Annotated in this window: 1 protein-coding gene and 1 pseudogene; both read right to left on the reverse strand. The window is 65.0% G+C overall.

What is annotated here, in order from left to right:
- Nucleotides 1-1506 (reverse strand): annotated as a pseudogene (locus E3U47_RS24710) (condensation domain-containing protein); the annotation flags it as partial.
- A 143-nt stretch (nucleotides 1507-1649) separates the two neighbouring features.
- Nucleotides 1650-2098: phosphopantetheine-binding protein (locus E3U47_RS24715; protein WP_256660339.1), on the reverse strand; the 449-nt coding region annotated here is incomplete at its 5' end.

Here is a 2098-nt window from a genome sequence, read left to right on the forward strand (position 1 = left end):
GATCAGGTGACGGGCCAGCTGGTTGGCGCGGGCATCCAACTGGGCGTAGCTCAGGCGGGTATCGCCGAACACCAGGGCCTCGGCCTCTGGCGTGCGGTCCACCTGGGCTTCGATCAGTTGCTGGATCGAGCGCTCCAGCGGGTAGTCGACGGCAGTGGCGTTCCACTGCCCGACTATTTGCTCGCGCGCCGCATCATCCAGCAACGACAGCCCGGCAAGCGGCTGTTCGGGATCAGCCAGAATGGCATCCAGCAGGCACTGCCAGGCAGCGGCGAATCGCTCGATGGTCGCCCGCTCGAACAGATCGGTGGCGTAGACCATGCTCGCCGCCAGGCCGGCCTCGGATTCGAAGGTGTTCAGCGCCAGGTCGAACTGGGCCGTGTCGTTGTCCCACTCCAGAGTACGCAACGCCAACGCCCCCAACTGTTGTTCGGCACCCGAGCGCTGCCCTTCGCTCTGGTGGTTGAACATCACCTGGAACAACGGGTTGTGGCTGAGGGTGCGCTGCGGGCGCAGCGCCTCGACCAATTGCTCGTAGGGCAGGTCCTGGTGATCCTGGGCCTGCAATACACGCTGACGCACCTGGGCCAGGAACGCCTTGAACGACTGCCCCGGCTCGATATCGGCCTTCATCACCTGGGTGTTGACGAAGAATCCGATCAGGTGTTCGACCTCCACCCGGCCGCGGTTGGCCACCGGCACGCCGACGCGGATGTCGTCCTGGCCACTGAGCCGGTGCAACAGCGCCTGGAACGACGCCAGCAACAGCATGAACAGCGTCACGCCCTCGCGCTGCGCCAACGCCTTGAGGCGCCGCGCCCGCTCCGGCGCCAACTCGATCGCCAGCCGCGCCCCGGCAAAGCGCTGCTCCGCCGGGCGAGCATGATCCAAAGGCAGTTCCAGCAGCGGCTGCTCGCCGCCCAACAGTTGCTGCCAGTAGCCCAACTGCCGCTCACGCTCGCCCGACTCCATCCACTGGCGCTGCCAGGAGGCGTAGTCGGCGTACTGCACCGGCAAGGGCGGCAACTGCGCTGGCCGACCTTCGCGCAAGCCCTGGTACAACGCCACCAGCTCACGCACCAGGATCTGCAAGGACCAGCCATCGGAAACGCTATGGTGCTGGGTCAATACCAGCACATGGTCATGCTCGTCCAGGCGCACCAGCTTGACCCGCAGCAGCGGGCCTTCGCGTAGGTCGAACAGGCGACGCGCCTCGGCCTCGACCAGACGGCGGATCGCCTGATCGCTGCCGTCGCTCAATTGCTCAAGCTCCAGCTGTATCGGCCACGCCGGCTCGATGACCTGCAACGGCTGTTCGCCACTGTCGTCGAAACGAGTGCGCAAGGTCTCATGGCGCTCGACCAGGGCACTGAAGCTGCGCTCCAGCGCCTCGACATCGAGCTCGCCCTGCAAGCGCAAGGCCATGGGTATGTTGTAGGCGCTGCTCTGCGGATCGAGCTGCCAGAGGAACCATTGCCGCTCCTGGGCATAGGACAGCAGCAACGGCTCCTCGGCATGCCGTTTGAAGATCGGGGCGACGCTGAAGAGATTGATGCCTTTTTGCCTGAGCAGCACCGCCAGCGCCTTGCGTTCCTTTGGCGACAGTTGTCCAACCGCCCCGATCAACTCTTGCACACCCGTACTCCTTACTAAGAAATTAGCTTCTCAAGTTCCGCTCCAGATAGACGTTTGAGGGCCTCCAAGGATTTAGCCAATTCATCCTGAAGGGGTTGCAGCGCGCCGCGCAGGGCCTCGACCCGGGCGCAATAGGCGCGCAGGTCGGCAGTGACGAACAGTTCGCGCAGCGGCACCTCGACCGCCAGCTGCTCGCGAATGCGCGCGCTGACCTGGGTGGCCAGCAGCGAATGGCCGCCCAGTTCGAAGAAACTGTCGTCCATGCCGATCTGCTCGATGCCCAGCACCTGCTGCCAGATCTGCGCGATGCCTTGCTCCAGCTCGCCCTGGGGTGCCACGTAGGCGCGCTGGTGCTGGGTCATGTCCGGCGCCGGCAACGCCTTGCGCTCCAGCTTGCCGTTGGGGCTCACCGGCAACGCCGGCAGGTAGATGAAGTGCGTCGGCACCATGTAGTCCGGCAGTT

The sequence above is a fragment of the Pseudomonas sp. RIT623 genome (assembly GCF_004519305.1).
Taxonomy (GTDB): Bacteria; Pseudomonadota; Gammaproteobacteria; order Pseudomonadales; family Pseudomonadaceae; genus Aquipseudomonas.